The sequence below is a fragment of the Paenibacillus sp. T2-29 genome (genome assembly GCF_052921365.1).
In genome coordinates this window covers 56,463-77,252 of sequence record NZ_JBREVE010000001.1, presented here as the reverse complement: position 1 = coordinate 77,252, position 20,790 = coordinate 56,463, and the positions used below count along the sequence as shown (strand labels likewise).

At 34.2% G+C, this 20,790-nt stretch carries 44 protein-coding genes; 43 read left to right on the top strand and 1 reads right to left on the bottom strand.

Annotation, left to right across the window (positions count from 1 at the left end; genetic code table 11):
* The first annotated feature begins 21 nt into the window (after nucleotides 1–21).
* The 18 genes from ACU1JV_RS00650 to ACU1JV_RS00565 all read left to right on the top strand — a co-directional run bounded on the left by ACU1JV_RS00650 (nucleotide 22) and on the right by ACU1JV_RS00565 (nucleotide 7,583).
* Nucleotides 22–177, top strand: coding sequence for a hypothetical protein (locus ACU1JV_RS00650; RefSeq protein WP_413986409.1), 156 nt, complete (start codon nucleotides 22–24; stop codon nucleotides 175–177).
* Nucleotides 178–749: 572 nt separating this feature from the next.
* On the top strand, nucleotides 750–1,157 hold the full coding sequence (locus tag ACU1JV_RS00645) for a hypothetical protein (RefSeq protein ID WP_446724460.1): 408 nt from the start codon (nucleotides 750–752) through the stop codon (nucleotides 1,155–1,157).
* A 36-nt stretch (nucleotides 1,158–1,193) separates the two neighbouring features.
* Nucleotides 1,194–1,349 (top strand): hypothetical protein, encoded by a 156-nt coding sequence (locus ACU1JV_RS00640; protein WP_446724459.1) that lies wholly within the window; start codon nucleotides 1,194–1,196, stop codon nucleotides 1,347–1,349.
* 3 nt (nucleotides 1,350–1,352) lie between these two features.
* Complete coding sequence (locus tag ACU1JV_RS00635) at nucleotides 1,353–1,520, top strand: hypothetical protein (protein ID WP_446724458.1); 168 nt, start codon at nucleotides 1,353–1,355, stop codon at nucleotides 1,518–1,520.
* A gap of 6 nt (nucleotides 1,521–1,526) precedes the next feature.
* Nucleotides 1,527–1,799, top strand: coding sequence for a hypothetical protein (locus tag ACU1JV_RS00630; RefSeq protein ID WP_446724457.1), 273 nt, complete (start codon nucleotides 1,527–1,529; stop codon nucleotides 1,797–1,799).
* A 14-nt stretch (nucleotides 1,800–1,813) separates the two neighbouring features.
* Nucleotides 1,814–2,308, top strand: coding sequence for a hypothetical protein (locus tag ACU1JV_RS00625; RefSeq protein ID WP_446724456.1), 495 nt, complete (start codon nucleotides 1,814–1,816; stop codon nucleotides 2,306–2,308).
* A 32-nt stretch (nucleotides 2,309–2,340) separates the two neighbouring features.
* A complete protein-coding gene (locus ACU1JV_RS00620; protein WP_413986404.1) occupies nucleotides 2,341–3,051 on the top strand; it encodes a hypothetical protein in 711 nt (236 codons plus the stop codon).
* 11 nt (nucleotides 3,052–3,062) lie between these two features.
* On the top strand, nucleotides 3,063–3,224 hold the full coding sequence (locus tag ACU1JV_RS00615; protein ID WP_161627011.1) for a hypothetical protein: 162 nt from the start codon (nucleotides 3,063–3,065) through the stop codon (nucleotides 3,222–3,224).
* 66 nt (nucleotides 3,225–3,290) lie between these two features.
* Nucleotides 3,291–3,926, top strand: a complete 636-nt coding sequence (locus tag ACU1JV_RS00610; protein ID WP_413986403.1) for a DUF4145 domain-containing protein — start codon at nucleotides 3,291–3,293, stop codon at nucleotides 3,924–3,926.
* A gap of 31 nt (nucleotides 3,927–3,957) precedes the next feature.
* On the top strand, nucleotides 3,958–4,236 hold the full coding sequence (locus tag ACU1JV_RS00605; RefSeq protein WP_413986402.1) for a hypothetical protein: 279 nt from the start codon (nucleotides 3,958–3,960) through the stop codon (nucleotides 4,234–4,236).
* A 34-nt stretch (nucleotides 4,237–4,270) separates the two neighbouring features.
* Complete coding sequence (locus ACU1JV_RS00600; RefSeq protein WP_413986401.1) at nucleotides 4,271–4,603, top strand: hypothetical protein; 333 nt, start codon at nucleotides 4,271–4,273, stop codon at nucleotides 4,601–4,603.
* A 59-nt stretch (nucleotides 4,604–4,662) separates the two neighbouring features.
* Nucleotides 4,663–5,175 carry a siphovirus Gp157 family protein gene (locus ACU1JV_RS00595; RefSeq protein WP_190297340.1) on the top strand — a complete coding sequence of 171 codons (513 nt, stop codon included), beginning with the start codon at nucleotides 4,663–4,665 and terminating at the stop codon, nucleotides 5,173–5,175.
* A 107-nt stretch (nucleotides 5,176–5,282) separates the two neighbouring features.
* Entirely contained in the window at nucleotides 5,283–5,639 is a 357-nt protein-coding gene (locus ACU1JV_RS00590; protein WP_190297339.1) for a hypothetical protein, read from the top strand.
* Between the two features lie 52 nt (nucleotides 5,640–5,691).
* Nucleotides 5,692–5,892 (top strand): hypothetical protein, encoded by a 201-nt coding sequence (locus ACU1JV_RS00585; RefSeq protein ID WP_190297338.1) that lies wholly within the window; start codon nucleotides 5,692–5,694, stop codon nucleotides 5,890–5,892.
* A gap of 38 nt (nucleotides 5,893–5,930) precedes the next feature.
* Entirely contained in the window at nucleotides 5,931–6,104 is a 174-nt protein-coding gene (locus tag ACU1JV_RS00580) for a hypothetical protein (RefSeq protein ID WP_223821896.1), read from the top strand.
* An 18-nt stretch (nucleotides 6,105–6,122) separates the two neighbouring features.
* The gene (locus ACU1JV_RS00575; protein ID WP_190297336.1) at nucleotides 6,123–6,572 is read left to right on the top strand and encodes a macro domain-containing protein; all 450 of its coding nucleotides are present in this window, start codon (nucleotides 6,123–6,125) and stop codon (nucleotides 6,570–6,572) included.
* 384 nt (nucleotides 6,573–6,956) lie between these two features.
* On the top strand, nucleotides 6,957–7,202 hold the full coding sequence (locus tag ACU1JV_RS00570) for a hypothetical protein (protein ID WP_413986399.1): 246 nt from the start codon (nucleotides 6,957–6,959) through the stop codon (nucleotides 7,200–7,202).
* A 15-nt stretch (nucleotides 7,203–7,217) separates the two neighbouring features.
* Nucleotides 7,218–7,583, top strand: coding sequence for a hypothetical protein (locus ACU1JV_RS00565; protein ID WP_413986398.1), 366 nt, complete (start codon nucleotides 7,218–7,220; stop codon nucleotides 7,581–7,583).
* 65 nt (nucleotides 7,584–7,648) lie between these two features.
* Here ACU1JV_RS00565 and ACU1JV_RS00560 read toward each other — a convergent pair whose 3' ends face one another.
* Nucleotides 7,649–8,017: a hypothetical protein gene (locus tag ACU1JV_RS00560; RefSeq protein ID WP_413986397.1), complete on the bottom strand. Its 369-nt coding sequence runs from the start codon at nucleotides 8,015–8,017 to the stop codon at nucleotides 7,649–7,651.
* Between the two features lie 106 nt (nucleotides 8,018–8,123).
* Here ACU1JV_RS00560 and ACU1JV_RS00555 point away from each other — a divergent pair, with 106 nt between their 5' ends.
* From ACU1JV_RS00555 to ACU1JV_RS00435, 25 genes are all read left to right on the top strand, one after another.
* Nucleotides 8,124–8,414 (top strand): hypothetical protein, encoded by a 291-nt coding sequence (locus ACU1JV_RS00555; protein WP_413986396.1) that lies wholly within the window; start codon nucleotides 8,124–8,126, stop codon nucleotides 8,412–8,414.
* A gap of 230 nt (nucleotides 8,415–8,644) precedes the next feature.
* Nucleotides 8,645–9,310 (top strand): SLOG family protein, encoded by a 666-nt coding sequence (locus tag ACU1JV_RS00550; protein ID WP_413986395.1) that lies wholly within the window; start codon nucleotides 8,645–8,647, stop codon nucleotides 9,308–9,310.
* A 28-nt stretch (nucleotides 9,311–9,338) separates the two neighbouring features.
* Nucleotides 9,339–9,626: a hypothetical protein gene (locus ACU1JV_RS00545; protein ID WP_167438084.1), complete on the top strand. Its 288-nt coding sequence runs from the start codon at nucleotides 9,339–9,341 to the stop codon at nucleotides 9,624–9,626.
* 60 nt (nucleotides 9,627–9,686) lie between these two features.
* The gene (locus tag ACU1JV_RS00540) at nucleotides 9,687–10,247 is read left to right on the top strand and encodes an HD domain-containing protein (protein ID WP_413986394.1); all 561 of its coding nucleotides are present in this window, start codon (nucleotides 9,687–9,689) and stop codon (nucleotides 10,245–10,247) included.
* Nucleotides 10,237–10,410, top strand: a complete 174-nt coding sequence (locus ACU1JV_RS00535; protein WP_190297326.1) for a hypothetical protein — start codon at nucleotides 10,237–10,239, stop codon at nucleotides 10,408–10,410. Before ACU1JV_RS00540 ends, ACU1JV_RS00535 begins: the two co-directional genes overlap by 11 nt.
* A 33-nt stretch (nucleotides 10,411–10,443) precedes the next feature.
* On the top strand, nucleotides 10,444–10,728 hold the full coding sequence (locus tag ACU1JV_RS00530) for a hypothetical protein (RefSeq protein ID WP_190297325.1): 285 nt from the start codon (nucleotides 10,444–10,446) through the stop codon (nucleotides 10,726–10,728).
* Nucleotides 10,729–10,783: 55 nt separating this feature from the next.
* Nucleotides 10,784–11,167: a hypothetical protein gene (locus ACU1JV_RS00525; RefSeq protein WP_413986393.1), complete on the top strand. Its 384-nt coding sequence runs from the start codon at nucleotides 10,784–10,786 to the stop codon at nucleotides 11,165–11,167.
* Nucleotides 11,168–11,284: 117 nt separating this feature from the next.
* Nucleotides 11,285–11,428, top strand: coding sequence for a hypothetical protein (locus ACU1JV_RS00520; protein ID WP_190297323.1), 144 nt, complete (start codon nucleotides 11,285–11,287; stop codon nucleotides 11,426–11,428).
* A gap of 34 nt (nucleotides 11,429–11,462) precedes the next feature.
* Complete coding sequence (locus ACU1JV_RS00515) at nucleotides 11,463–11,684, top strand: hypothetical protein (RefSeq protein WP_190297322.1); 222 nt, start codon at nucleotides 11,463–11,465, stop codon at nucleotides 11,682–11,684.
* A 45-nt stretch (nucleotides 11,685–11,729) separates the two neighbouring features.
* Nucleotides 11,730–12,065 carry a hypothetical protein gene (locus ACU1JV_RS00510; protein ID WP_413986392.1) on the top strand — a complete coding sequence of 112 codons (336 nt, stop codon included), beginning with the start codon at nucleotides 11,730–11,732 and terminating at the stop codon, nucleotides 12,063–12,065.
* Between the two features lie 32 nt (nucleotides 12,066–12,097).
* The gene (locus tag ACU1JV_RS00505; protein WP_413986391.1) at nucleotides 12,098–12,343 is read left to right on the top strand and encodes a hypothetical protein; all 246 of its coding nucleotides are present in this window, start codon (nucleotides 12,098–12,100) and stop codon (nucleotides 12,341–12,343) included.
* Nucleotides 12,344–12,386: 43 nt separating this feature from the next.
* A complete protein-coding gene (locus ACU1JV_RS00500; RefSeq protein WP_413986390.1) occupies nucleotides 12,387–13,079 on the top strand; it encodes a metallophosphatase in 693 nt (230 codons plus the stop codon).
* Nucleotides 13,080–13,108: 29 nt separating this feature from the next.
* On the top strand, nucleotides 13,109–13,324 hold the full coding sequence (locus ACU1JV_RS00495; RefSeq protein ID WP_413986389.1) for a hypothetical protein: 216 nt from the start codon (nucleotides 13,109–13,111) through the stop codon (nucleotides 13,322–13,324).
* Between the two features lie 34 nt (nucleotides 13,325–13,358).
* Nucleotides 13,359–13,592, top strand: coding sequence for a hypothetical protein (locus ACU1JV_RS00490; protein WP_190297315.1), 234 nt, complete (start codon nucleotides 13,359–13,361; stop codon nucleotides 13,590–13,592).
* A gap of 32 nt (nucleotides 13,593–13,624) precedes the next feature.
* The gene (locus ACU1JV_RS00485; protein ID WP_413986388.1) at nucleotides 13,625–14,236 is read left to right on the top strand and encodes a hypothetical protein; all 612 of its coding nucleotides are present in this window, start codon (nucleotides 13,625–13,627) and stop codon (nucleotides 14,234–14,236) included.
* A 103-nt stretch (nucleotides 14,237–14,339) separates the two neighbouring features.
* On the top strand, nucleotides 14,340–14,591 hold the full coding sequence (locus tag ACU1JV_RS00480) for a helix-turn-helix domain-containing protein (protein ID WP_029517955.1): 252 nt from the start codon (nucleotides 14,340–14,342) through the stop codon (nucleotides 14,589–14,591).
* 40 nt (nucleotides 14,592–14,631) lie between these two features.
* Complete coding sequence (locus ACU1JV_RS00475; RefSeq protein WP_446724455.1) at nucleotides 14,632–14,913, top strand: hypothetical protein; 282 nt, start codon at nucleotides 14,632–14,634, stop codon at nucleotides 14,911–14,913.
* 88 nt (nucleotides 14,914–15,001) lie between these two features.
* Complete coding sequence (locus ACU1JV_RS00470; RefSeq protein ID WP_446724454.1) at nucleotides 15,002–15,259, top strand: hypothetical protein; 258 nt, start codon at nucleotides 15,002–15,004, stop codon at nucleotides 15,257–15,259.
* Between the two features lie 37 nt (nucleotides 15,260–15,296).
* Entirely contained in the window at nucleotides 15,297–15,479 is a 183-nt protein-coding gene (locus ACU1JV_RS00465; RefSeq protein WP_446724453.1) for a hypothetical protein, read from the top strand.
* Between the two features lie 141 nt (nucleotides 15,480–15,620).
* Nucleotides 15,621–16,448, top strand: a complete 828-nt coding sequence (locus tag ACU1JV_RS00460) for an ATP-dependent DNA ligase (protein WP_446724452.1) — start codon at nucleotides 15,621–15,623, stop codon at nucleotides 16,446–16,448.
* Nucleotides 16,449–16,453: 5 nt separating this feature from the next.
* On the top strand, nucleotides 16,454–17,035 hold the full coding sequence (locus ACU1JV_RS00455; protein WP_446724451.1) for a hypothetical protein: 582 nt from the start codon (nucleotides 16,454–16,456) through the stop codon (nucleotides 17,033–17,035).
* A 10-nt stretch (nucleotides 17,036–17,045) separates the two neighbouring features.
* Entirely contained in the window at nucleotides 17,046–18,545 is a 1,500-nt protein-coding gene (locus ACU1JV_RS00450) for a replication protein (RefSeq protein WP_446724450.1), read from the top strand.
* A 19-nt stretch (nucleotides 18,546–18,564) separates the two neighbouring features.
* Nucleotides 18,565–19,638, top strand: coding sequence for a DNA primase (locus tag ACU1JV_RS00445; RefSeq protein ID WP_446724449.1), 1,074 nt, complete (start codon nucleotides 18,565–18,567; stop codon nucleotides 19,636–19,638).
* Between the two features lie 115 nt (nucleotides 19,639–19,753).
* Nucleotides 19,754–19,996: a hypothetical protein gene (locus tag ACU1JV_RS00440; RefSeq protein WP_029517946.1), complete on the top strand. Its 243-nt coding sequence runs from the start codon at nucleotides 19,754–19,756 to the stop codon at nucleotides 19,994–19,996.
* A 156-nt stretch (nucleotides 19,997–20,152) separates the two neighbouring features.
* Nucleotides 20,153–20,752 (top strand): HNH endonuclease, encoded by a 600-nt coding sequence (locus tag ACU1JV_RS00435; protein ID WP_446724448.1) that lies wholly within the window; start codon nucleotides 20,153–20,155, stop codon nucleotides 20,750–20,752.
* The last annotated feature ends 38 nt before the right edge of the window (nucleotides 20,753–20,790 follow it).

Sequence of the window (20,790 nt, the reverse complement as noted above, 5' to 3'; positions counted from 1 at the left end):
GATTTTAGGAGAGATACTTAATTGAAATCACTACTAATTGAAGTAAAGAAATATTTAGAAGAAGATATGCTTAATTATGCAAGCGAGTGGGGAAATTATTCTTTAGAAGATTTAATTAAAAACGAAGATATGCCAAGTGTATACTATAAAGTTATTGATAAAATTAAAGAACTGTAAAATTGATAATTTATCAGGAAAGGAGAGATTTATCTGAGCATTCAAAGCGCAAAACATTTTGTTGAGCAACAGTTAGACTACTACGAAAATTTCATTCCTGATTTAGAGAGAGAAAAGAAAAATTTGGGGCATAAGTTGGAGTTAGTTCAAAGTCGAATTGAAATTTACAAAGAAAAAGTCTCTGATTATAGAACAATATTAGACCAATTAAAAAGCGATGAGTAAGTAAAATCGATCTTTGACCAAGAAAGGAATGAGATATCTGAAAACGGTAATAGAAACAAACGTATCAATGGTCGATGATCAAATTCATGATTTTCAATCCAGAGTGATTGATGTATCAAGTTGGGTTGATTATCAAAACGAGTTTATAGAAAACAAATCGGTTACACGAACGTCTTCTATTGGGAATATGTTCGGGGTAACAATTCCACAAAACGCTACAATTGAAAATTTGCACTATAACGACAATACGCTTAAATGTGATATTTATAGTTATTCTGGATTACATACTAAAAAGATTAGTTATTTAATCGAGTAAAATCAGCATTTTAAGCGAAGGAGGTTTTTTAATGAAAAATCTAATTGGAACATGGATTTACAACACTGGTAGTGGAGAAAATTGGGATTGTCCAAATGATGGTTTTGCTACGATTGAAGAGGCGATTGAGGAAGGTAAAAGATATTTTACTGATCTAAATAGAAAACATGATCTTCTAGTTGGTAGTTTTGATGTAGGACAAAGATCGGATTCATTTGTGAATATCTGCGGTTCAAAAATTATCGATCAAGCACAAGAGGACTCCTATGAGAGAGCGGGTGAGTTAAGCGACTATTGGTTATACAAGGTTTCATCTGAGAATGAAGATCTTCTTAGTGATATGATGACAAAAACATTTAGAAAATGGCTAAAGATCACAAATAATGAGCCAAAGTTTCATTCAATTGATGCAATTAAAACTATAAAAATGGAAGGCTAATAAAATGAAACTTTTATTAAGAATAGGAGAAATAAATTGAAAGAAAAATGCACTAAATGTGGCGAGGATATTTTTGAGTCTGGATCGGTGAGCAGATGTTTGAGATGCGGGAAGGCAACAAAAAGAGAGGTTTCAGGAGAAGAATACTTTAAAAATAAAAATAGTGTTAGCTTCAACACAAAGAAGGTATAATTTATGAATTGGTTTAAAGATATTCCCATTTTTGAATGGGGCGATTTAGACGGGAAGACTTTATACATACGAGTTGAGGAAGCTGAAGGAGTCAAAATTCTAAGTGGTTATGATCCTGTGGACGACAAAATGTATGTACTTGCAGAACAATATAATTTAGAAGGGAGCTGATTCTGATTGAGTTATACAGCAATTGAGCGCGAAACAGTATGTGTCTGTAACGATGAAACAAATGAGTGGGAAGTGTACAGTTGCTCCCCCAAAACAATCACAAAAATCAAAAAGGCTGGTTTAGAACTGCTTCGAGTTGATGCAGATGGTGGTCACTACTTCAAGGGTGATTATGGACAGGTTTCATTCCGTACTAAGAGTAATGGTCGTAACTGGACACCTGAACAAAGACAGGCTGCTGCTGAAAGAATGAGAGCTATAGTAAATAAAAATACATAGGAAGTGAAGATTAATTGAAAAAATTAAAAGAGATCGTGTTTGGTTTTGAAAATTGCGAATCTTTATCAGTTGATGCTAAATATATAGGAAATTTTAGCGTCACCAATGTTAGAAAAAGCATTATTCGACATTACGGCGACATTAGATTTATGGATTCCTGTGACACTTTTTCAATTGTTGTTAACAAAAATGCAAATACAGACTATCACGTGTCTGTTGTAGAAGGTAATAGCTATAAACAAAACACCTTTGATCGTCTAACTAATGGCGATATTGTTGTTATCGATATTGTGTATGATGATGACTCAAAGGATGAAATTTATGTTCAGTGGGAAGGTAAAAGTGACTATTTAAACGAAGCTCAAAAAACATACATAAGTAAGCTCGGGGATTTATTTATAGTTATATCCAAGGAAGAAACAGTAGAGTCGTTTTTTGAAGATTGGGGAATTGATAATCAAGACGGATACATGGATTTAATGTGGAGATCTAATCAAATAATTTTGTAAAATAAGAATTTTACATAGAAAAGAGGTAGTGAATGAACCTATTCAGAAAAGTGTTGAAGCATTTTAAACACACAGAAATTATTGATGATGATACTATACATAATAATAAGTCGGAGTCCGTAAAAAGAGAGCTAGAGCGTCAATACAATATTTTTGAACTCTTACTTCCGAAAGAATTTATCTTAGAGTTTAGAAATAAATCATACATATCTGGTGGATGTATTTATAGTTTGTATCATGAGCATGAACCTAAAGATTATGACTTCTTCTTAACATCCAATGAGTTAGCAGAAAAACTCAAAACGTACTTTATGGATCAAGCTGGATATCATGGTTCAGATATTAGCGGTGGAACCTACAAAGGGTTACCATTAGTAATTACTAAAAACGCAATTTCAGTTGGCAAATTTCAAATAATCACTCAATGGATAGGTGAACCAGAAGAAGTTGTTGGGGAATTCGATTTCAAACACAATCAATTCTACTATCGCAATGGGGTTATCGATGTTGCAATGTTGAATGATTGGGCGTATCTCAAAGGAAATAAACTTTCATATAATGAGAATCGAGCAAGAGATATTGTAGGTACAATTTTAAGAACACCCAAATTTGTTGAGCGTGGAATGACGATTACCCAAAGGGAAATGGCTAAAGTGTTACTGAGGCTAAATAAGGTCGGATTTAATGACAAGGAAATTGAGCAATTGGAAAGTCTTGATGTGGATAGACATTTTAGTTCATAGGAAGTGCAAAGATGGCTAAATTCAAAGGATTTAAAATTACTTGTACAAAATGTGGAAATGAAGATCAAGATATGATCGAGTGCATTGGAGATTATGATGGATTAACTCATATAACTTGCAGAGTATGTGATCATAAAGCAGTGGATAAGAAATATAGTTGGCAAGAGGATTAAACATAAAATCGCAATTTTATATGTAACAAGAAAAAAACAATTTTAAATTTAGAGGAGGATGAATTAATGCTTTGTCCATACTGTAATAAAGGTTTTAGTGCTGTAACAGAATTTCACAAGAAGCTCATATCAATAAATGAAAATCCATATTCAATTTTAGGGATTCTTTGTCCTTTATGTCATGAGTTATCAATTCTAAAATTTCCTCCAGATACCCTTGAAAGCCATAAAGCAGAGTCTATAAGACAAGCAATTTTTGAAGGAAAGTATGAATTTCTTGTCCCTCAAAAAAATCAAATAACATCACTATTAGTTCCTGAGCAATTTAGAAAAGATTTTGTAGAGGCGGCTGCAATCCTAGAAGAATCTCCTAATGCTAGTGCTGCGTTGTCTAGAAGGTGTTTGCAAAATATACTTAGAAATCACTTTGGAATTCAAAAGAAAAATCTTTATTTGGAAATCAAAGAGTGCTTGCTGTCAATCGATATGCCAAGCTACCTCTATGAAGGTCTAGAATTGATTAGATTACCTGGAAATATAGGAGCGCACCCTCTTAAGAATGAGACCACAGGAGAAATTGTAGAAGTAAAAGAAAAAGATGCGAAAATTATGCTATATATTATTGAGTTAATATTTGACCACGTATTTATTAAACCAAATAAACTTTTAGAAATAAAAAAATCATTAGAAGATATAGAATAAAAGAGGACTTTTAAAGAGAAGGGATGATTAAATGGGTAAATATAAATTTGTTATGTGGGATTGGGATGCTGGAGGATATGTGGTTATTCCAAAAGAAGACTTAATCGAAGCGCTCTATTATGCTTGGAACTACGAATGTAGTGTTTATACAATAGACAATAAAGTATTGATTTTTTCACCAATGGATGATAACGAATTTAATTCGGATTTACTTAAAGATTATGGTTTACGTCTTATTGATGGAGAAAAACTTAGAAACTTTCAAGACACTAAAACAGGCAAAATCTTTAATGCGCCATGGGAATCTTGATCAAATGTAAATTTTACTTAGAGGAGAAAGCCGAATGAGCTATCAAGCATGTACCACTAACAAAGAAGAGGTTAGTGATATCGTAAAGTTTATCCTTCATAATGAAGATCATGCCAATACTGAAATTCTAATTTACTTTGATGAAGATGACAGTGAATGGACAATTACTAAAGATAAACGTTTTTTCTCTCATGGCCTTAAAGTCGAAGATAAGGTTGCTCATCTAGAAAAACTAATTGAATCATGTAGACAGGAACTATTTAAATTCACTAAACCCATTGATGTAGATGATATGAGGGAAATTATTAATGGTGTCATGCATGACCTGAAAGATGGAATGTTGAAATACAGCAATAATGAAATTTAATGGACTAAGTAAAACATAGATTTTACACAAATAAAAATACATAAAAAGGGATGCTGTGAATGAGCAAACTTTATGAATTGGGAAATCAGTATAAAGCACTAAACGATTATATTGACGCAGCTTGGGATAATGACGACTTTACAGAAGATGATTTCCAGCTTTATGTCGAGACTCTAGAATCAATTGAAGATGAGTTTGAGCATAAAGTTGAGAATATTGCAAAGTTTATGAAAAATATTGAGGGAGATATTAAAGCTTTCGAAGATGAAGAGAAACGTCTAGCCAAGAAGCGTAAATATCTTCAAAACAAATACGATGGATTGAAGTCGTATACTCAAGCAGTGTTATTGGTAAATAAAATCGATAGTGTAAATGCAGGCTTGTTTAAAGTTCGACTTCAGAATAATCCTCCTTCAGTGAAAGTACTAAATGAAGGGTTAGTGCCTGATACATATAAAATCCCACAACCAAACAAAGTGGATACTAAAGGTTTACTGCAAGCTCTTAAACAGGGTGAGAAGATTGATGGAGTTGCATTGGTCACAGACAAGAAACATATAAGAATTAGTTAAATTGAATTATATAAACAAAAATAATCATATACATAGTTAATAAATGGTGATATAATAACTTTAGTGAAGTTGTTGTAACACCATTTATTTTAGGAGGGAAATACATAATGTACCGATGCATAGGAGTCCCTAAAAGACATTTATTTCACCTTTCTCATTATGAGGGATGTGGTGAAATATGGTCAGAGGATTATGGTATATGCCCGCATTGTAGAGGCTATTTGATCCCTGATTCAATGGCTACGGAAGAACATAGACAAAATGAAGATAAGCAATCAGATGTTGAAATAATAGAGGAGGAAAATACTAATATGCCGAAAATTAGATTTGAAATTGTAAACTACGAATATAGTAGTTATGAGGAATACCTTCAACATGCAGCATATATGACTAGCAATGGATGGGAATTTCAATCTCAAAACAGCAATCACAAAGAAGTATCTTGGACAAAGAACTATAAATAATCAGATAATGAGTTCTTTTATTAAGAATATATAGATTGGGGAGTAATGAAAAATGAAATTTATTATTGTTGGTGATATTGGCGTAACTAAGGTCTGTGAAATAGTTGATGCGGAATCTGTTGTAACGCGAGTTCAACAAGTGAAGAATGCTAAATTTGGAAACTTTACAGTTTATCGAATTGCCGAAGAAGTAGATATAACAGTTGCTTACCCCGATTATTTTGGTGGAGACGATACTGGTGGATGTAGATAAAAGGTCTGTTTTACCTGCAAAGTATGGAGGTGACTAAATTGTCTGATTGTTTACACACAAAAAGGATGGAAGTTATTCTGTCTAAAGAACCTGAATTTCTTGCTCAGATGCTTGCTTATATAAGCGGAGCTATGGGAGAAGATTTGGTTTTTCATGGGTCATTTGAAGATGCTTTCGATGTATTAAATGAGGTTAGTATAGATATGAAATAAAGATATAGGAGGTAATCAATGATTAAAATTGTCGAAGGTAATCTGCTTGATGCAACTGAAGATATTATTGGACACCAGACGAACACCAAAGGTGTGTGGGGATCAGGAGTAGCTAAAGCGATAAAAGATAAATATCCCAATACATATGCTGCTTACCGTGATCTTTGTCATGAGTACGGCGATAAGTTGCTCGGTAGCTGTTGGACAATTAAAGCGAGTGATAATAGGTTTATAGCTAATCTGTTTGGTCAAACAAACTATGGGAGAGACAAAAACAAGGTATACACTGATTACGATGCATTGAAGTTAAGTTTGGAAATCTTAAAAACCAGAGCGGAGAGGTTCGGGTATTCGGTAGCATTACCTTATAATATTGGCTGCGGATTGGCTAATGGAGACTGGGACATTGTATATGAGATTATTGATGAAGTTTTTAGAGACTACGAAGTGACACTTTACAGAATGTGAGGAAAATGAAAATTGAAGATTATTTGCAAGGATAATTTCGACAGAGAAAGTTTTAGTGATTCATTGGTGTGCGAAAAAATAAGTGAGTATTATGGTGAAATTGTTGTTAACTTCTTAAACGCAAATCTTTCAGGAGACTATAGCCCTAACTTTTATAGGCTAGTCGATGATGATTATGAACTTTACAAATGGGAGCCGTGAGACATGCCGTACATAAAAAGAGATGATTTCAGGCAGTTATGTCGTTACTTTTTCGGTCAGGGGTGTAATGCTGGATATGGAATAGATGTCTCAGAAACATTGTGGAAGCAAGAAGAAGAGGCATTTGAGCCGATATATCAGGAGTACCTAGATAGTTTCGTCTCTAAGAAAGGAACATAGTGAATGTATAAAAAATACTGGAACAAAGATGGTAAACGATACATGATAAAAATTGATAAAGTCAGAGTTAATACGAGTAGAGAACATGGGATGACATACTACAAACTTATTCAAAAACTAAAAATATTTCAGAAAAAGAAATACTTCTTGGGTTGGAAGTGTATTTATTTAAATCAATGGGACGAAGAAAAGGGAGCAGATTTAATTAAAAGAATCCGTGAGAGCACTAACGATTGTTTTGGTAAATAAAGGAGAGAAAATTTAATGACTATAAGTGTGTCAATTGAAATTATCAAAAATAATAAAACTCAGGAATTTATTGAGTTGCAATTAGCGCATGAACGTTTAGATAATGAATTACAAAGATGCGCTATTAAACTGGAAGAGTTATACGCTGAACTTAAAAGGATAATTAGTCCAACTGATCGTTATGGTCATTCATACACTTACAATTATGAGTACTTTAAAAAACGCAAAGCATGGAGAGAAGCGCTACTTATGCAAAATGCAATTAACGAAGTCGTGAACGTAGAAGGAGAGATCCAAGAAGTAAACGCTGCATACATAGAAGTCAGAGAGAAACTTAGAGTGATTTATAGAAAATGTGGTATGACAGATGTGGTTATTTAAAGTCTAATAAAATGCGTGTTTTACAAAGAGAAGACCAACCCTAAAATAAGAGTTGGTCGTTATGGTTAACTTTTTACTGTAGCGGTGAAAGTAACTTCTCGTTGAGTATTTGTATTGTTGTGTACTACTATGTGCCATTCATTTCGAGATGTTGGCAAGCTTTCAACCGCATAAGCTGACCCTATCCCTGTGATGCCAAAGCCTGCCGACAATACTTTATAGCTTCCTGTGTTAATAGTTGCTGTAAAATAAGTGTTTGGGCTAATAAAAAATCTACCCCATTTTAATGAATAAAATCCATCGCCTAAATCTGTTGTTTTAGTATCTTGAGTGATATACAGTTCTTTAGATTGTCTGTTTATTTGTCTATGACCGTATGAATGGAACTGTTGTGATGGTGGCTGGTTTGGTGGATAAGGGTAATATGTGTACATAAAGCGCCTCCTTTTTGTTCTAGGTGCATTCTATGCAAGGGTAATTTGTCTGGTTCTTAAATATTTTTTTAAAATACATATTTTTAAAAAAAAGGAGTAGATAAGAATGTTCTATTACATAATTTCAGATAATGAATATAATGATTACTACTACACAATGCTTGTACACGAGAATGAATTAAGTAAAAAGGAATTTTGTACAATTTATAATAATATTGTTAAAAGCCTTGGTAGAAACAGCCGTCATAGTCTTGTCGTAGAGGAACTATGTAGAAAATACGATTTTAAAGAAGTAAAGGAGAAATATGAGATTAACTCATGCTACGACAACCATCGCAAACTAATTAGCGACGATGAAATGGATGACGAAGAAACAAATTTTATTAGTGCGATCTAGATAAAATGAACATTTTAATATAAAGGGTGACAAAAAATTCTAATTTCTTATCTTAATACTGTTTTGGTATGTTGGCGGCGCTGGCAATATTATATCTACCTTGTCGCCTCATAAGTTTCACTAACGAGTCAAAATTCTCTCATAAAACATATTTCTATTTAATGATGGGGTCATTTATTTTAATTGTAACGTTACAGAGATTTTAGATTTTTAAGAAAGAGGTGATGCTAATGGTTGACTTTGCATGGTTAAACTCCCCTGAGGGAAGAGAAGAAATAAACAGAAGGCGTGAAGAACGCAGAATACAGGAGAACCTAGAAAGTAAAACAGTATCATTCACAGGACACCGCCCGAATAAATTAGGAAATTGCTACAGCCTTATGGATAAACAATCAAAATACATAAAAAGCAAAATTGAAACAGTGTTAATTGACTTAATTAAGAACGAGGGAATTGAACGTTTTATTACTGGCGGTGCTATCGGCTTTGACCAAATAGCATTCTGGACAGTTCAGGGGCTAAAGAACACAGATTATTCTGAAATCAAAAACATTGTAGCGATACCATTCAAAAATCAAGCAAGTAAATGGACTGATCGTGTAACTCAGCACTGGTACACGAAGATGCTTGATACAGCAGATGAAGTTGTTTATGTAGACGAGATGCCACTATATAGAGTAGAGGGAGTGCCGATTGGCGAGTATCATGTAGCGAAAATGCAAAAGAGAAATGAATACATGGTAGATAAATCACGGATTGTTGTCGCTGCTTGGGATGGAACGAAGGGTGGTACTGGTAACTGTTGTAGATATGCAAGAAAAGTGGGAAAGACACTCTATACACTAAGACCACAAAATGATTTTGAATTAGACATATTGTATGGATTCAATGGATAAACGAATTTATGACGGAGGAATGATAACAATGATTACGAAAGTTCAGGATTACGTTGATACTATGATCAAAAAATTGGAAAGCGAAGGACATCGCGACATTCAATTTCTAAGCGCTTCTGATTGTACGTTTGTGAAGAATGGAATTAAAGAAGGCTATTTAATGGAAGAAACAAATTTAAACAAAATATGTTCTGGAATAAACTTAAACGAAATAGAAGACGGAGTTGAAGTTGTGGGAAGCAAACTAAGAATCTTTAGTATTCCAAAAAGAAAACGTAAAGGCGTAACTTCTGTTTATTATGTAGTAATTCAATAATACTAAACTGATAAAATTGGGCTTTTACAAGAATAGAAGATGATAAGGAGATTGCTGTAGATGAAGGTTGTCTATTCGAAGTGGCATAATAATTATGATGAATTAGTCCTTGGAGAAGAATATGACGCTCAATATTACAAAAAAGGTTGGTTGTTAATTGGTACAGTTTTGTATAGAGAGGACTGTTTTCAGATGGTAAACAATTTGAATAAAGCAATCTCAATTGCTGCAACTATGCATAATGGGCAATTTGATAAGGGTGGGAATCCATATATTTTACATCCATTGCGTGTAATGATGAAATTGAAATCCAATAAGGAGCAAATCGTGGCTGTACTGCATGATATTTTAGAAGACACAACTATGACTAAAGAGAAGTTGTCTGAAGACTTCTCAAGCTCAATTATTGATGCAGTTATTGCCCTAACAAGAAAAGAAGACGAACCATATATGGAATTCATTCGACGTTGTAAACAAAATGAATTGGCACGAAAAGTTAAGATTGCTGATATTGAAGATAACATGGATTTGAGTAGGATTGAGCAGCCAACAAAGAAGGATTATGAGCGAACAAAGAAATATGAAAAGGCATTAAAGGAGCTAATGAGCATTGAAGAGTGATTTAGAATTGCTTCAGCAGATTTATAAAGTAGCAAGTGCTCTGGATCTTGAATTATGTACTGTATTGAATCGTGGCAAAAGTACTATGAGTGGTGCAGAGTATGAAGAGTTAATGGAATTGATGATTGAAGTAGAAGATTATTTAGAAGCTAAAGATCTGTAAAAGCATCGTTTTACCAAGATAGGAGAATAGATAATGGCAAAACAGAAGGCCAACACACAGTATCAATTTCCACCCAAAACGGACAATGTATTTCGAATTTACCTTAAAACAAACTCAATGGGAAGTTTGATTGTACTTCGATTTGAATTGTCAACGGGCGAAGCATACACGCGAAATTACGGCAATATTCCCTCAAATGAACTTTTAATTGAATACAAGGGAAATGAATTTGAATTATACATAGATGGCGAATATGTTGGACAAAGAGTTCTTATTGAGGCGGATAGAAATATGTTTAGATACGCTACTATTGAATAGTTATTTAGTTAGTTGTACACTATAAGAACAAACGTTCTAGGAGTGTGTGTACAGCATGAGCAATTATATAACATCTAATGAAGACACTCAGCTTGTAATTGATTTTATACAGCTACCTTATGTGTTGGATGTGCTGGAGCTTAACATAAACAAAATCAAGAAGTCTGACTTAAAAATGAAGGAATTGTTTGTTTTATATCTAGAAGGCTTGCAAAGTAGAGTGTTAATGGATTTGAAAGTTGTTCGTCAAAAAATGAGGCAGAGGGGAGTAAAGGTGTTTGATGGGGTTAGGTCAGACAAAGATTTGGTGACTGAGTATCTGTGTCGTGGATATACTCACACTATGCGATTTCTTTGGTCTAAAATCAGGAATGATGTAGAAGTAAGGATAGCTGCCTATATGGATGTTGACTTGAGTAAATTGGTCAGGCTGGAATAATTCAGCTTGACTTAAATAAACAAATATAATAATATTATTTATATAGATAATGAATGAATATAGAGCCGTACATAGGAAAATGTTGTATAATATGATGCAGAGGTAGGTGACAGCAAGATGGTAAAAGACAATGAAGAGATAAGAGAATATGTTCACCAAGCAATACGTGCTTTAGAACATTATCTTGAGTGCGAACTAGAAGATGAAGATAGATGTAACACAGAAAGTGCCATAGCTTATTTTGAATCGATTACAAAGTAGTAAAGAGATAATTTTATAAGGGGATGTGGCATGTATGGCTAAAAAATCTGATTTTGAAAAGGGATATCTAGAAGGCCAACTGGACTCAGCAGAGAGTGAGCTGTACATGCTTTGGAGAATAAAAGAACAATTGGGAAAAGAATTACATGAAGACGATGCTATTATAGTGCGAATTAGAGAAACAGAAGACTTTTTACGAAAGAATGGTAGAGATGTTGATGCCTTAGATTATGATATTGTTTATGATGAGGATTGATATTTGCAAATGAAATAACACTTTTAAGAGGAGAGAGAACTTACAATGAACAAGGACATGTTTAAAATTCACATGGATTATCGTGATCTTGAAAATGACCTATATTTTAAATTAGAAAAAGAAATTGGTACAGATAAGGCATCTGAACTGTTAGATTCATTCATGGAATATAGAGAACAATATTTAAAAATTGGCAAATATTTAGATGATAACAAGTACATTGGTAAGACGGGGTTTTTATCTAAAAAATATGAGGATTTTGAAAGATATCTTAGAGTAGAGGTTATCTACAATTATGAAGATGGGTATTCATTATGTGGAACAACGACAGGATTAATTAAATTGGTACCGACCGAATTAGTTAGTTTCGAAACAGATTAAAATGTGAGTTTTATGTTGAAGGGAGTTTACATATGGATTCTTATTGGAATTATAGAGTTGTTAAATATCGAGTTGGCAACGATGAGATAAATGAAGAAGTTTTTGAAGTTTGCGAGGTCTACTATGACAACAATATTCCTGATAGTTTCATTAAGGACAAAAACCCATTAAATCAGGACTCGATTAAAGATTTACATTCTGTAGTAGAGAGAGTAACCGCAGCCCTTTCAAAGCCTGTGTTAGTGTGGGATGGACAACAACTTATTGAAGAAGTTTAAATGAATAAAATATGACTTTTACAAGAAAGGATGAACGCAATAAGTGATCTATTTGACTGGAGACATTCATGGAACAATAAGTGTAAATAAGCGTCTTAATACTAGAAATTTTCCACAGCAAAAAGAAATGACCAAGAAAGACTATGTTATTATTGTTGGAGACTTTGGTTTACTGTGGAATGGCGATAAAGAGGATCAGTATTGGCTGAAGTGGTTAGACAAGACGAAACCATTTACAACACTCTTTATTGATGGCAATCATGAGAACTTTGATTTGCTTGAGGGGTATCCAGTGAGCCAATGGAATGGTGGGAAAGTACATAAGATCAACGACAGTATTATTCATTTAATGCGTGGACAGGTGTTCAATATTGAAGGTAAGAAGTTCTTTACGTTTGGAGGAGCTGCGTCACATGACAAAGAATACCGCAAGGAAGGTAAATCGTGGTGGAGACGTGAAATGCCATCAGAAGAGGAATATGAAGAAGGATTAAAGAATTTAAAAAAGCATGATTGGAAAGTTGATTACATACTGACTCACACGTGTTCAACCCCAGCATTAGAGTACATTACGCAACGTTGTGGCATTCACATGGATTTGGATGAAATGCATCCTTATTTTTATAATATAGAGAAAAAAGTAGATTATAAACAATGGTATTTTGGGCATTTTCACCATGATTTTGAGCTACCAAATAAACAGAGATTGATGTATACAGATATGATTGAGATTTGATTAAAAGCAAAAGTGAGGAGAGTGGCAACTTGATTAAACATGGGCTTGGTAATTTATACAGTCAACTAAAAGATATGGAATCTAGACTACGTGAATCGGAAAGAAGAATTATTGAATACACCATTGTCAATCAGAATCCTAACAAAGAAGTTTCTGACAAATTGGTTGAAGAGTACAGACATTTGAAAGAAGAATTCGATGCTTGGATGTCTAAGTGTGTCTATGAGGATGAAAGCAGTAGGTAAAACAAATATTTTATAGGGAGAGGAGCATATCCATATGAAAATATTGAATGGAATGAGAATTCGCACTGATGACAACTACGAGGGCATTGTCACAGGACATGGTTGGAAGAACAGAAAGCAAACAATTAGCTATGAGACATTAGATAGTCCTTTTGCTTCTCGCTTGTGTTACAGATATCAAGTAACGGAGTTCCAGCTAAAGAGTGGAGAGTGGATTCCGTATAAAAAAATACGCGAAAAACATTTGAGCAATACACAGATTCAATGAAGCGTACTTTTTAGGGGAAGGAAGCGACGAGGGTGCTGAAATATAAGCAACATGGTAGATGGCAGCACATTTATTCTGGCAGTTATAAAGACAAGAATATCAATGAAGCAACGCATGGAAAGTATCTATTCTTCTCAAACGATAGAGGCTCACTGATTCAGATAGCTGAAACAGAAATAAAGCATAATGGATTCTATTGGGCCAAAGTAGTCGATGAACCTCAGACACCCTCAAGTGGTTATGTTTTGTGCTTGTACTGGAATGATGATTCAAGATTGGATGAGCTTAAAGAGAGATATCATGACAAAATTAAATGGAAATCCGACGAGGATACTCGAAACGGAAAGTATTCTGAAGGTTACTCTACATATGATCTAATGGGAAGTGTGCCGTTTGATATAAAAGATAGACAGCTTTACGAGGACTACTATAGAACATGGTTCCATGACAACCGCCACGATGATAAGTATGACTTTGATAAGATTCTTGATGAAGTGCTAGATGAAGTCTGCGAGAACTTACCAGAGGAGTACTTAGCAAGAATGCCTCACTTTGACCTTTCGGTTCTATCAATAAAGAATAATCATCGCAAGGTGTATATTGAAGATCTTGTTGAGGCGTATAAAGACTCAAAGGAAAGATGAAATGAAACTTGGTGAAAAGGTAATATCAATTAAAGGTGTTACTGTGTAGGCAGCAAATCGGATGAAATTTTCCTTTCATTAGAATATAGAAAGAAGGATACAGGTGACACACGACTTTGATTCTGAGCGATTCTATACGATAGTTGGAAGGAATATTGAAAAGGCTAGAAAGAGTAAGAACCACACTTTACAATCTCTAGCGGATGAATTGGGAGTTACAAAGAAGACAGTTCATAGATACGAGAATGCAGAGATTAAAGTGAGTATTGATCGTTTAATACAAATGGCTGGTGTACTGAGTACAACAGTGGGGAAGCTCACTGAAGGTATTCTGTTGTATGATGAATCAAAGTAAAATCTTTCTTTTATGAAGAATGGTACATGGGGGAACCAATATGGAGAACAAGCTTTCTTATCTTGGAAGTGAAAGTAATCTCGGAATATTAATTTTAGTGAAAAAAGGCAGATATTTCGCTGGAATTTCAAATTCCGTACCCGGACGGAAGCCATTGTACAGGACCATGTACGAAGCCTACTTTTACAATTCTTCAAACAAAATAGTGGCTTGGCTTGGGTCAGACAAACCTTCTACTACGATAGTAACAACGCGTAGTAAAGCCAACATGACAAAATTTTTGGTTGGAAATGGATATACGGAGTTCGAAATAAAGGAATGAACCGACTAGATAAAATCAGTAAAAGTTTACTTTGATACAGACTAAATGAACTAATGCAATTTTATATGACAACAAGGAGACTACATCAATGAGCGAACAAGAGTATAAGATTAAGCTGCTTACCAGTAATCAATACAGTGAATTTTATTTTTATGCCTCTATCGATGAGCTAGAAGAGTATTTAAATGAAACGTTGGCAATAACTCCAGGACAGTTTTTAGAGTGTTGCACTATGGGGCAGTCACGACAGTTTTTTGAATGGATTAAAGCGAAATCTAATCAAAGAAATCAGAATGAACAAAAGGAAACAAATGAAGAACCAACAGAAGGAAAAGAACAAGAATAGTAAAAGGTTGATTCTACTATGAGAAGGAGGTGATAATTTGAGTCTATATGAAAATCTATCGGAAGTTTACCATCAATTAGGTTGGAAGTACGAGGAACTACATGTCGCAGTAGAAGATGATAATAAAAAAGAAATATTGCGACTTAATGATGAAATTAATTCACTAATGCAACAAAGCGAAGAATTATATATTGAAAAAATACATACTAAATTGCCGTAAGAATGTAGATTGTATATGAAGAAGAGATTTACTTGCTAGACATAAATGCTTTGATAAAAGTTCAATTTTATAAACGATATACATAATTTACCGCTAAAACAGTATATACCTATTTGATATACTGTTAAATGGGTGATGAATATGTTTGTGTCTCCAATGCTTCTACAAAAGGCAGATAACAATGAACCATTCAACAGTAATTTGCATTTAACAGAGTTGAAACTTGACGGGATAAGGCTTCTTGTAGATACGCAAGATGGAGCAAGACTGCATACACGACATGACAATGAAGTAACTGGTAAGTTTCCCGAACTTATTGATAACATTCCAATTGAAAGTGGAACAACTCTAGATGGGGAACTAATTGTTACTGATTCAGAAGGAAAACCAAATTTCGAATCAGTTATGGAAAGGTTTAAATCAAGAAAAAGCAAACACAAAGTAACTTTTTGTGCGTTCGACATCATTAAATATAAAGGAAAAAGTGTTACGCACTTACCGCTAATAGAGCGCAAAGAGATACTGGAATCAGCTTATAAAGATAACGACTATTACACAAAGACAAAGTTTATCTTAGGTCATGGAATTGAGTACTTTAATCTAACTAAGCAACAAAAGCTTGAAGGAATTGTTCAGAAAGATATCAATTCTAAATATGAGATCGACAAAAGATCAGACAAGTGGCTTAAAGTAATTGCCTATGATGTTGGAGAATATTACATTGCTGGCTATAAAAAAGATGAATTTGGTTGGCTGTTATCTGATGGCGAACGAATAGTAGGGGTCTTAACTTTAGCAGTAGGTTCAAACGAGAGAAAAGCGGGCTACAAGGTATTCCAGCAGCTTAAAGTAAAGGAAACAGAAAGTACAGTCTACATTAAAGAAGTTATTAAGTGTGTGGTTAAACATAGAGGGTTCACCAAAAACAATTTGTTGAGGTTGCCTGAATTTGAATGTTTTAAATTCTGAAGGGGGTGATTAAACTGGCAAGACCAGTTAAATGTCCGATTTGTAGTCAATATGGACTTAGAGAAGATATGATTTTAGAAAACAGGAGATATTACCACAAAGAATACTGCTTTGATAGGTTTAAGAAAGAGCAAGAGGCAACTAGAATTGAAAACGAGCAATGGGATGAGCTATATCAATACATAATAAAGTTTCACGATCTAGTTACACTATCAGTCGCAAATATAACAAGATTGAAGCATCTTCGTGCTGGCTTTGAGTATAAAAAAGGCAAGAAAATTCCAAAGTGGAGAACAGGGCCTGATTATGCTTTGATGCTTGAAGCATACAGGTTATCTGAGAAAAACAACTTATATGCAATGTCTACAAAGATTGGAGATTGGAATGATGTTAATCAGGTAAATTATACAATTTCTACTATGGTGGGTCATTTAAATGATGCTTGGAAAATTAGACTGAATAAAAAGAAGCAAATGGAAGCAGAAAAGCGAGTTGAAAAACAAGAGTCGAAGAGAGACCAGTCTCTTCCAAACAAAAATACATATAGTAATAAACGAGATGATTTAGACATTTCTGATTTTTTGTAAATCGTAAGGAGTGGTAACAATAGAATATATTAAAGAATTCGTAGATCCATCGAAGGTTCATGAGTCTATATTTATCGGCTATTTATGGAATACACCCACTCTATACGGTAAGTATAAAACCCATAAAATTAGCAAAGAAACCTTCACAGAAGGAATATGGTGGTACTACTTTTATATAGGAAAAGAGATGTATGAAAGTGGCATTCGACTATTTGATGATGTTACCACATACTCATTTATTACGTCTAAACCTTCTGAAAATGGTAAGAAATCATACTTTGATTATTATAACGATTATGGTGGCTTCTCAACAATTGATGAGGTTGTATCTGAGTGTGATGGAGACAAAGGGAACGATGAATACCATTTTAGTGAAGTGCAAAAATATGAGTCACTTCGAAACCTACAAAAGCAGGGATTATTGGATACTAGCAATCCTAGTTTAGTTTCGAAATTGGCTAATATGTCACTTAAACAGATGCAAAGTTTCTTTCAGTTTAAACATAAAGAATCGTTTTCTCATGTAAATAGCGGCGAAGTAATTGAATACAATCTTATAGATAATCTTGATGAAACCATTGAACAGTTGGAGGCAGGAGAGGATGCAGGAATTCCCTTATTTGAATCTCCTCGGCTAAATAAGAAGATTAATGGGCAGAAGCTTGGGAACTTGATGTACCTCGTTCTTCCTTCAGGTGTGGGGAAATCGAGCATATTAACTGAGAAGGGTGTATTGGGACTTCTAGAAAGTAAAGAGAAAGGAATAGTCTTTGCCAATGAGGAAGGCGTGAAACGATGGAGGACTAGGCTCCTAGTAACCGTAGCAGCGCGAATTTTAAAGAAACCTATTGCACGAGACACGGTTAACAGGGGTGGTTTCAGTCAAGAAATCAAACAAACGCTCAAGGAGGCTGCTGAATGGCTTCAGACGCACCGTCCAGACTTTATAAAGTTCGTTCAGCTCAAAAAGTACCGGATTGAAGATGTCATTAATAGGATTGAACTTTATAGACCATTAGGTTATAAGCATATTTATTTTGATACATTCAAACCTGACTTATCACAGAATGTTGAACGATGGCTTGCTTTTTCTAACTCAGCTCAAGAACTGTATGACTGTATCAAAGAAGAGTCAAATAATTGCGCCACAATAGCAACAGTCCAACTTAAGATTGGTAAAGAGTTTAGATACATAGATTTAGATTGTATTGGTAAATCACCAGAGATTGTAGAAGTAGCAGCCGTTGTAATGGCTGGCAGATTGATTTTTGCAGACGAATATCCCTCAGGTAAGAATGAGTTGCATCCCTACAACTGGGAAAAGGATAGCGGTTTTGGTGGATGGCACAAGAAACCGTATAAACTAGACCCAGAGAAAAAATATCTCATTCTCTTCTTACCTAAAAATCGTGAAGGATCTGAGGATGAACAAATTGTGTTTGAAGTAAATTATGACTTCAATATTTGGAAAGAGGTTGCATTAGTAGTCGTACCCAATAATGGACGTTAAACTCCTTCGGAGGAGCAGCATGAGCAATGATCTGAAATTAATTAAGGAAAGAATAATCGAAGAATCAAGAGTTGGAGATCTTTTAGAAGCAATGGGTTGCGAACATGTCGATAAAAAGAACAATCGATATGAAGCACAACTCCCTCTTAAATTTGAATCACCAAATATAAGGTCGGTTCAAGTGTATTTAAATGAAAGTCTTTCAAGTAGAATCAGGACACTTGGAGAGTCAGACATTGATATATATGGGTTAGTATCTTATATAGTTTTTGACCAGTTCACTGAAGAGGAGAGACAGAAAGGATTACCTAAAGCAAAAAGGTGGATATGTGAACAATTAGGCTACAAAGACCTTCTAGATAACAGATACATACCACCACCTAATCTAATCCAACTCAATTGGCTTAAAGATGTTAAGCGAAAGCGCAAGAAAAAAAGAGAACTGCATAATCTAGAAAACGACACTTATGAAGAACAAATTTTGGATCAGTATATCATGTACCCTCATCAATTATATTTAGATGAGGGGGTGTTATACGAGATACAGCGAGAATTTCAAATAGGGTTTGATTTAAGAAGTCAGCGAATCATTTTCCCCATACACAATCGCTTTGGGGATATTGTATCTATAAAAGGAAGAACCATATTTAGTGATTATGAAGAGAAAAACATATATAAGTTCTTGTATCTTATCAACTTCAACAAGATGATTGAGCTTTACAATTGGCATCGAGCCTTGTATTACATATTAGAAAGAAAAGAGATATTGATATTTGAAGGTGAAAAAACTTGCTGGTTAATTAGTCAATACGGTCATCGAAACTGTGTTGCTATTAGTGGCGATGATCTAAGTGAATGGCAGGTTAAGATGATAAAAGAATTAGACCATGATGTAGAGATAGTTATAGCCTTGGATAAAGATAAATCTATTGAAGCAGTAAAAAAACAAGCAGCCAAGTTTGGGAAAACTAGAAACGTTTATGCTTTATATGACAACATGGATTTATTTATGGATAAGGACAGCCCTTGTGACAGAGGGGAAGAAGCGTTCAAAACCTTTTATACAAAGTGTAAATTCAAAGTACCCATCTAAGTAAAATGTAGGTTTTATCACACACACTACATATAAACTAATATAATCACATTAAATGTTGACAAATGATATATAAACAAATATAATCGTAATATGAAACAAGGGAGATGGTCACATGTCTATTCTACTTGCTGATCTAATTCTCACAGAGAATTTAGACACGGCAACTCATGTTTTGATTAAATCGAAGATGCACCAAGGATTAAAGGTGACGGAGGGGAAGATTTATGAGTTAGGCAGGTGGGAAGCTAATGCAAGCAGCTTGGGGGAAGCGGAGCTATTCATAATTAACGATGATGGGAGAGAATCAACAACTTTCATGCTATGCTGCAAAAAAGAGTTTTATAAACAAAAATAATCATTAAAAATTGATACATAGTAGAGGTTGATCATAGACCATCCATAGTTAACAACCTCTCAATTTCTTTATCAAAGTTGGAATTTATCAAAACTTAGAAAGGGTGAATAGCAAATAAAGAAATGTAAGATATGTAATGAACTTAAAAACCTTGAAATGTTCTATTCACAAAATAGAAATTCAAAAAAACGTGGAGAATATATTTATTATTACCCCGAATGCAAAGAATGTAGTATCAAGCGTTCATTGAATTGGCAATTGGACAATCACGAGCATTACTTACAACAAAAGCACATTTACAATACCAGCCAAACCAAGAATAGTGAATCATGGAGACAAAGAGAAAGAGAGCATTCCAGAGAACAGCGCTTGGGAGGTTACCATAAAGATTGGAGAAAGAGAAATCCTGAAAAGTTAAAAAGATATTCTCAAGTTTACTCAAATAAAAAACACGACATCACTACTAAAGAATGGATTGCCTGTAAAAGCTATTTTGATCACATGTGCGCTTACTGTGGGATGTCTGAGAAAGAACACAAGGATCTCTTTAAACAGCAATTACATAAAGAACATGTAGATTGCAATGGCGCTGATGATTTAAGTAATTGTGTACCTGCCTGTAGAAGTTGCAATAGCAGTAAGCATGAATTCAGACTGACTGAGTGGTATGACAAAAAGAATAAGTATTTTTTAACAGAGAGATTAGAAAAAATACTCTTATGGATCAACAATGATTATGCAGATTATCTAGAATAATAGTTTGTAAAATTTGAATTTTACCAAGAAAGGTGGTA

Excerpts from the sequence above, each read along its gene's own strand:
- ACU1JV_RS00545 (WP_167438084.1), top strand. The coding sequence starts at position 9,339 with ATGATTACGAAAGTTCAGGATTACGTTGATACTATGATCAAAAAATTG.
- ACU1JV_RS00440 (WP_029517946.1), top strand. The coding sequence starts at position 19,754 with ATGTCTATTCTACTTGCTGATCTAATTCTCACAGAGAATTTAGACACG.
- ACU1JV_RS00530 (WP_190297325.1), top strand. The coding sequence starts at position 10,444 with ATGGCAAAACAGAAGGCCAACACACAGTATCAATTTCCACCCAAAACG.
- ACU1JV_RS00620 (WP_413986404.1), top strand. The coding sequence starts at position 2,341 with ATGAACCTATTCAGAAAAGTGTTGAAGCATTTTAAACACACAGAAATT.
- ACU1JV_RS00570 (WP_413986399.1), top strand. The coding sequence starts at position 6,957 with ATGTATAAAAAATACTGGAACAAAGATGGTAAACGATACATGATAAAA.
- ACU1JV_RS00445 (WP_446724449.1), top strand. The coding sequence starts at position 18,565 with ATGAGCAATGATCTGAAATTAATTAAGGAAAGAATAATCGAAGAATCA.
- ACU1JV_RS00615 (WP_161627011.1), top strand. The coding sequence starts at position 3,063 with ATGGCTAAATTCAAAGGATTTAAAATTACTTGTACAAAATGTGGAAAT.
- ACU1JV_RS00600 (WP_413986401.1), top strand. The coding sequence starts at position 4,271 with ATGAGCTATCAAGCATGTACCACTAACAAAGAAGAGGTTAGTGATATC.
- ACU1JV_RS00550 (WP_413986395.1), top strand. The coding sequence starts at position 8,645 with ATGGTTGACTTTGCATGGTTAAACTCCCCTGAGGGAAGAGAAGAAATA.
- ACU1JV_RS00470 (WP_446724454.1), top strand. The coding sequence starts at position 15,002 with ATGAGCGAACAAGAGTATAAGATTAAGCTGCTTACCAGTAATCAATAC.
- ACU1JV_RS00560 (WP_413986397.1), bottom strand. The coding sequence starts at position 8,017 with ATGTACACATATTACCCTTATCCACCAAACCAGCCACCATCACAACAG.
- ACU1JV_RS00510 (WP_413986392.1), top strand. The coding sequence starts at position 11,730 with ATGAACAAGGACATGTTTAAAATTCACATGGATTATCGTGATCTTGAA.
- ACU1JV_RS00505 (WP_413986391.1), top strand. The coding sequence starts at position 12,098 with ATGGATTCTTATTGGAATTATAGAGTTGTTAAATATCGAGTTGGCAAC.
- ACU1JV_RS00565 (WP_413986398.1), top strand. The coding sequence starts at position 7,218 with ATGACTATAAGTGTGTCAATTGAAATTATCAAAAATAATAAAACTCAG.
- ACU1JV_RS00645 (WP_446724460.1), top strand. The coding sequence starts at position 750 with ATGAAAAATCTAATTGGAACATGGATTTACAACACTGGTAGTGGAGAA.
- ACU1JV_RS00540 (WP_413986394.1), top strand. The coding sequence starts at position 9,687 with ATGAAGGTTGTCTATTCGAAGTGGCATAATAATTATGATGAATTAGTC.
- ACU1JV_RS00585 (WP_190297338.1), top strand. The coding sequence starts at position 5,692 with ATGAAATTTATTATTGTTGGTGATATTGGCGTAACTAAGGTCTGTGAA.
- ACU1JV_RS00475 (WP_446724455.1), top strand. The coding sequence starts at position 14,632 with ATGGAGAACAAGCTTTCTTATCTTGGAAGTGAAAGTAATCTCGGAATA.
- ACU1JV_RS00610 (WP_413986403.1), top strand. The coding sequence starts at position 3,291 with ATGCTTTGTCCATACTGTAATAAAGGTTTTAGTGCTGTAACAGAATTT.
- ACU1JV_RS00435 (WP_446724448.1), top strand. The coding sequence starts at position 20,153 with ATGTTCTATTCACAAAATAGAAATTCAAAAAAACGTGGAGAATATATT.
- ACU1JV_RS00605 (WP_413986402.1), top strand. The coding sequence starts at position 3,958 with ATGGGTAAATATAAATTTGTTATGTGGGATTGGGATGCTGGAGGATAT.
- ACU1JV_RS00490 (WP_190297315.1), top strand. The coding sequence starts at position 13,359 with ATGAAAATATTGAATGGAATGAGAATTCGCACTGATGACAACTACGAG.
- ACU1JV_RS00555 (WP_413986396.1), top strand. The coding sequence starts at position 8,124 with ATGTTCTATTACATAATTTCAGATAATGAATATAATGATTACTACTAC.
- ACU1JV_RS00515 (WP_190297322.1), top strand. The coding sequence starts at position 11,463 with ATGGCTAAAAAATCTGATTTTGAAAAGGGATATCTAGAAGGCCAACTG.
- ACU1JV_RS00590 (WP_190297339.1), top strand. The coding sequence starts at position 5,283 with ATGTACCGATGCATAGGAGTCCCTAAAAGACATTTATTTCACCTTTCT.
- ACU1JV_RS00575 (WP_190297336.1), top strand. The coding sequence starts at position 6,123 with ATGATTAAAATTGTCGAAGGTAATCTGCTTGATGCAACTGAAGATATT.
- ACU1JV_RS00520 (WP_190297323.1), top strand. The coding sequence starts at position 11,285 with ATGGTAAAAGACAATGAAGAGATAAGAGAATATGTTCACCAAGCAATA.
- ACU1JV_RS00460 (WP_446724452.1), top strand. The coding sequence starts at position 15,621 with ATGTTTGTGTCTCCAATGCTTCTACAAAAGGCAGATAACAATGAACCA.
- ACU1JV_RS00635 (WP_446724458.1), top strand. The coding sequence starts at position 1,353 with ATGAATTGGTTTAAAGATATTCCCATTTTTGAATGGGGCGATTTAGAC.
- ACU1JV_RS00595 (WP_190297340.1), top strand. The coding sequence starts at position 4,663 with ATGAGCAAACTTTATGAATTGGGAAATCAGTATAAAGCACTAAACGAT.
- ACU1JV_RS00525 (WP_413986393.1), top strand. The coding sequence starts at position 10,784 with ATGAGCAATTATATAACATCTAATGAAGACACTCAGCTTGTAATTGAT.